6 protein-coding genes and 1 pseudogene are annotated in these 5157 nt (G+C 44.9%); 1 reads left to right on the top strand and 6 read right to left on the bottom strand.

The genetic code is table 11. From position 1 onward, the window contains the following. The 6 genes and pseudogenes from IJJ71_RS09885 to flgB form a co-directional block, all read right to left on the bottom strand. Window positions 1-326 (bottom strand): annotated as a pseudogene (locus IJJ71_RS09885) (flagellar assembly protein FliH); the annotation flags it as partial. A 27-nt stretch (window positions 327-353) separates the two neighbouring features. Then, window positions 354-1415 carry a flagellar motor switch protein FliG gene (gene fliG / locus IJJ71_RS09880; protein ID WP_296846694.1) on the bottom strand — a complete coding sequence of 354 codons (1062 nt, stop codon included), beginning with the start codon at window positions 1413-1415 and terminating at the stop codon, window positions 354-356. A 3-nt stretch (window positions 1416-1418) separates the two neighbouring features. After that, entirely contained in the window at window positions 1419-3236 is a 1818-nt protein-coding gene (fliF, locus tag IJJ71_RS09875; RefSeq protein ID WP_296846692.1) for a flagellar basal-body MS-ring/collar protein FliF, read from the bottom strand. 109 nt (window positions 3237-3345) lie between these two features. After that, entirely contained in the window at window positions 3346-3699 is a 354-nt protein-coding gene (gene fliE, locus IJJ71_RS09870; RefSeq protein ID WP_296846690.1) for a flagellar hook-basal body complex protein FliE, read from the bottom strand. 90 nt (window positions 3700-3789) lie between these two features. Then, the gene (gene flgC / locus IJJ71_RS09865; RefSeq protein WP_296846688.1) at window positions 3790-4251 is read right to left on the bottom strand and encodes a flagellar basal body rod protein FlgC; all 462 of its coding nucleotides are present in this window, start codon (window positions 4249-4251) and stop codon (window positions 3790-3792) included. Between the two features lie 116 nt (window positions 4252-4367). Continuing rightward, window positions 4368-4784, bottom strand: coding sequence for a flagellar basal body rod protein FlgB (gene flgB, locus IJJ71_RS09860; RefSeq protein ID WP_296846686.1), 417 nt, complete (start codon window positions 4782-4784; stop codon window positions 4368-4370). Window positions 4785-4831: 47 nt separating this feature from the next. On the opposite strand from flgB, the gene IJJ71_RS09855 reads away from it, so the two are divergent. Continuing rightward, the gene (locus IJJ71_RS09855; protein WP_296846684.1) at window positions 4832-5113 is read left to right on the top strand and encodes a hypothetical protein; all 282 of its coding nucleotides are present in this window, start codon (window positions 4832-4834) and stop codon (window positions 5111-5113) included. The last annotated feature ends 44 nt before the right edge of the window (window positions 5114-5157 follow it).

Raw genomic sequence — 5157 nt, 5'->3', positions numbered from 1 at the left:
GCTTCATTTTTTACGATTTGTGCCTGATTTGTCTGCCTTTTGACCTCAGCGAATGCGGCATCTTCTGCCCTTTTGACGATTTCATCGGCTTTTGCCTGCGCATCTAGAAGCATCTGCTGTTTTTCCTGCTCCCACTGAGCCTTAAATGCCTCGGCTTCACGCCTCAAATCATCGGCAGTAGGTCCTGTATATTCAGGAACAGTTTCTTCTACAACTTCTTCTACTGGAGGCGCAAATTCATGGACAAGCTGGAGCTTGAATTCGCCCTCTTTCGGCTTTAACTGACCAGGTTGAAATAATGTCTGCTGAAATAAATTTCTTGCCATGAATGACTCCCTTTATAATTCACGAGATTAAACGACCAGTTCGTCTTCACCGCTTCGAGCAATGACGATTTCACCCGCATCTTCGAGTCGTCGGATAGTAGAAACGATTTTCTGCTGAGCTTCCTCGACGTCCTTCAAGCGGACAGGTCCCATGAATTCCATATCTTCTTTGAGCATTGAAGCCGCTCGTTTTGACATATTTCGGAAAATTTTGTCCTGAACTTCGGTATCGACCGATTTGAGAGCCTTTGAAAGCTCCTGAGTATCGACCTCGCGAAGTACCTTCTGAATAGCACGGTCGTCGAGCATAACGATATCCTCGAAGACGAACATTCGCTTTTTGATTTCCTCTGCCAAATCCGGATCTTCTTCTTCGAGAGATTCGATGATTGCCTTTTCAGAAGAACGATCAACGAGGTTGAGGATTTCAACGATAGACTCAACACCACCTGCGGCAGTGTAGTCTTCACTAGACAATGTAGAAAGTTTCTTTTCAAGAACTCGTTCAACCTCACGCAAGACATCTGGTGAAGTTCGGTCCATTGTTGCAAGTCGTTTTGAAACTTCTGGCTGAATCTCAGGCGGCAAGTTCTGCAAGATAACGGCTGCCTTTCCCGGTTCCAAATAAGCCAGAATCAAAGCGATTGTCTGCGGATATTCCTGCTGAATGAAGTTGAGCAAGTGGGCCGGGTCTGTACGGCGGATAAAGTCGAACGGACGAACCTGCAGGCTCGATGTAAGTCGGTTGATGATGTCGATTGCCTTTTGGCTTCCCAAAGATTTTTCGAGCAATTCGCGGGCATAGTCGATACCACCAGTGGTGATAAAGTTCTGTGCCGCCATGAGTTCCTGGAATTCTTCAAGAACCTGATCCTTAAAGTCAGAATCGACTGTCTCCAATCGTGCGATTTCAAATGTTAAAGTCTCAACCTCGTCCTCACGAAGATGCTTCATGATTTCGGAAGAAACATCGGAACCAAGCGAAACAAGGAAGATGGCTGCCTTCTGACGGCCGGTGAGGTTCTTATAATCTTTTGCTCCGCCTTTCTTGCCACCACCTTTTGGTGCTGCACCTTTTGCGTCAGACATATACTACTCCTCCATCATCCAAGTTCTGATGAGCATTGCGACATCCTCAGGATGCTCTTTTGCCATAGCGATTGCATTTTCCTGAAGCTCTGCGCGCTTGCGCTCCTCGACAGACATGGTAACTTCCATGCCTTCCTGCTTTGCATCCCAAAGAGCCTTTTCGCGCTCTGCCTGCTGACGGCGGAGAAGTTCTTCCTCGCGGAGTCGGCGGCGGCGTTCAAGCTCACGGCTAATCATTCTGAATATGATGAATGCAACGAGAATAACGACGACACCAATCAGGACGAGCATGATTGTCTTTCTTGTCTGTGCTGCCTTCAAAATCTTGTCATCCTCAAGGTTCCAGTCGTCTTCACGAGGAATTGCCCATGAAGTGATTGTTACAGAGTCACCGCGGCTTCGGTTGTAGCCGATTGCATCACGAACAATGCTTGCGGCCTGCTCGCGGACAGCATCAGAAACCGGCGAATAAATTCGAACGATGTGATCTGTCTTCAAACGGATATATGGGTTGTCCTCAATGTTAGGATAAATATCAAATTCATATTTCTGAGGATTAGCACGGAACTTTTCCTCATATTTTGCTTTGAGAGCCTCAAAATTCTTTTTGGTAGCAAAAACTGGAGTTCCGTCCTCAAGTTCCTTTTCCCAGTAACCGTCAATGTTTGCCGAAGCTGTGATTCGGTCGATTGAAGGAGCTTTTTCGATATGTTTCTGCTCTGTGTTGTAAACATAATTCTTGGTCGTGCCCTCTTCTTTTGACTCGCCGACAACATTCGACATATCAGAATAAACAGGAGGATTCTGACCTTCAACACCAGCCGGTCCCTCTGGATTGTAGCCGGTACCAGTCCATTTTTTTGTTACGGTCTGCTCAGAAATAGGAACGCCATCAACAGTCTCAAGTTCTGAATAAGGGGTATCTGGATTATCAGGAACACGAGTGAACGGCGTATATTCGGTTTTGTCGCTAGTGACCTTTGACATATCCATATCAATGGTAACAGCGACCGCCCTTACACGGTCATTAGAGAAGTTAGCCTGAAGCATGTTCTGTACTTTGACAGAAAGCTTTGATTCAAGCTGCATTCTGTATTCCTGCTGTTTTTTGACGACTTCAACGGCATCAAGATCCGCCATGCCCTCAAAATCATTCAGGATATTGCCCTGCGTATCAGAAATTTTTACATTCTCAGCAAGAAGACCATGAACCGCGCTCATAATCAAGTCCTGAATACCCTTAATCTGTCGCTTGCTCGGTGTGTCACCACGGATTGTGAGGATTACGCTTGCCTGTGCCGGGCGGCTGTCACGAGCCATAAGGGCATCGCTCTTCGGATTGATTACGACATTTGCGTTTGCGATATAATCGAGGGATTCAAGCTGCTGCTTAATCTGATTGTTCACGCGCTGGAGCTGTCTCTCACCACGCTCAAAATCAGTCGTTGACCAGTTGGTTACATTAAGCTCCTCATCCCAGATATTGTATGAAGAAGAAAGGATTCCTTCGGTAGTAAGAAGGGTACGGATTTTTTTTGCAGTACGATTGTCAGCGACCATGAATTTTCCGGTCGTTTCATTGAGAGTATACTCAAAATTTTCCTGCTCAAGCCGGGTTACGATTTCCTCACGCTTATCAGCGTCAGTAATCGGAGTGCGGAAAAGCTCTACTCCGGATGGCTTTGAAGAACCTTTGAAAACAAGAACTAAAACTACAATAACCGCGATTAAAATGCCCGCGGCGATTGCTTTTTGCAGCGGCTTCCAAGAAGCCCAGGAACTTTTTAACTTGGCACCAGTATTTTTAAGCCAGTCGTTCATCTACCCCTCCCGTGAACGAACAACAATATTTCAAGAAGATATTTATAAAACAAATATCCTCTTAGAATACCACACTTTTCTTCTATTGAAAAGAAGATTATAAATTCAACTATCTGTTTGTCGAAAGCTCATTCCAGCCAGTGATAAGACGGTCAATGACAGTCTGCGCAAGACTCAATGACATCTGAGCTTTAGCCATTGCTGTGGTTACATCATGAATATCGACAGAATCAGGGTCCGTTATTAGCTTTTCCTGCACTCGGCCGACATCAAGCTGCTGGCTGTTCATGCTAGAAACGGCATTTACGAGATAACTCTCAAAACTGCCCATATTTTTTTCATTCTGAATCTGATTTGTGTTTTCCTGCCCCGAAATAACAGAAGTGAGCTTTGCAGAACCCACATGCGCAGGATTAGTTCTGGTCATCTGAATTTGCGACACGCTTGACATTGTAACATTCATAAATATCCACCCTCATAAATTTTATATTAAAATTTCCTTTATGACAAGAGAATTAAAAACACCGCAACTCAGTGCAACCCGTGCTTATCCCTAGCCTCGTCCAATCTCAAGTGCGCTTGAGAACATGTCCTTTGCGCCCTGAATAACGGTTGAGTTTGCTTCGTAAGCGCGGCTTGCCGAAATCAAGTCAACCATTTCATTCACGATATTTACATTCGGATACTCAACATAGCCTTTGTTCGGGCCAGACTGAATCGCATCCGGGTTTGTAGGGTCATAAACAAGCCTGCCCTGCTCGGTGCTCTTAACGATTTCCTTAACACGAACGCCCTTTCCAGGACCGTTATCCTGATCAGCAGAAACAAACGGGCTTCTCCAAGTCGGATGAGAAGAAGCAATCGGCTCAATAACAACAGAAGATTTTTTGAAAGCACCGCCCTCTGGAGTGCGTGTAGTGCTGGCATTGGCGATGTTGTTAGAAATAACATCAGTACGGAGTCGCTCAACGCTCATTCCAGTAGCAGCAATATTAATAGAAGTAAACATTCCCATATTAAAAAACCTCTCATTATCAAATTAATTCGCCACATGGAGGTGGCACAAAGCCTGGCTATTCGCAAGTTTTTCTGCAGCATGCAGCAGAAAAACTTGTCAGGACAGGATGTCCATTATCGTTTCATCGCAGTTTTAACCTGGCTGAATTCAAAATTCTCCAGTTGTGCAAGCAAGCGGTAGTTGAGCTGAATCTTCATGATGTTCATGGCTTCAACTTCAGGATCAACATTGTTTCCGTTTGCATTGGCAGTAGATTCCCAGTCAGTTACACGGCGTGGCTCGACAGTGCGGAAGTCCACAGGCGTATCAATCTGAATGTGCCTGTCGTCTGTCCGGGTGAGCTGAATTCTGTGCTCAGTGTCCTTTTCGCTTTCAAAGGCACGCTTAAGCTCGCTCTCAAAATTGACAGTCTGCCTCTTGTAGTTAGGAACTTCCGCGTTAGCAATATTGTTCGCAGAAACCTGATATCGAAGAGTATTGACATCCATAGCACGAGATAACAAATCTATTGACCGTGTAAAACTATTCATACTATGAATATCGGAATTTTAAAATAAAAGTTAAGGGAAATTAGAAAGTGGAAAGTGGAAAGTGGAAAACGGAAAGTGGAAAGTTAGCAGGTAGCAGTGAGCAATTAGCAGTTAGAAATTTAAAAGGGGGAAAGCCTTCCCCTCGCTCCAACCGCTTCGCGTTTTCCGCTACCCCTTCGTCTAAGGGGCTACGCCCCTTAAAATCCCCGGAAGATTATTTCAATACAACTGCAATTTTATTAACTATAGCAGCCATCTCTTCAAAACTTTCGGAAAATGATAAAAAATCGGTGCTTGTCCTCATGAGCGAGATGGCAAGGCACTATTGAAAACTAGCAATGTGAAAGTTAGCAATTTTTACTGATTGAACCGC

This window comes from Treponema sp. (genome assembly GCF_017430385.1).
Classification (GTDB): domain Bacteria; phylum Spirochaetota; class Spirochaetia; order Treponematales; family Treponemataceae; genus Treponema_D.
Note: the sequence above shows the minus strand (reverse complement) of the source record. Positions and strands in the feature narration are given on the sequence as shown.

What these genes read in the sequence shown, in the direction of transcription:
- fliG (WP_296846694.1), bottom strand. Translation starts at nt 1,415, where the DNA reads ATGTCTGACGCAAAAGGTGCAGCACCAAAAGGTGGTGGCAAGAAAGGC.
- fliF (WP_296846692.1), bottom strand. Translation starts at nt 3,236, where the DNA reads ATGAACGACTGGCTTAAAAATACTGGTGCCAAGTTAAAAAGTTCCTGG.
- fliE (WP_296846690.1), bottom strand. Translation starts at nt 3,699, where the DNA reads ATGAATGTTACAATGTCAAGCGTGTCGCAAATTCAGATGACCAGAACT.
- flgC (WP_296846688.1), bottom strand. Translation starts at nt 4,251, where the DNA reads ATGGGAATGTTTACTTCTATTAATATTGCTGCTACTGGAATGAGCGTT.
- flgB (WP_296846686.1), bottom strand. Translation starts at nt 4,784, where the DNA reads ATGAATAGTTTTACACGGTCAATAGATTTGTTATCTCGTGCTATGGAT.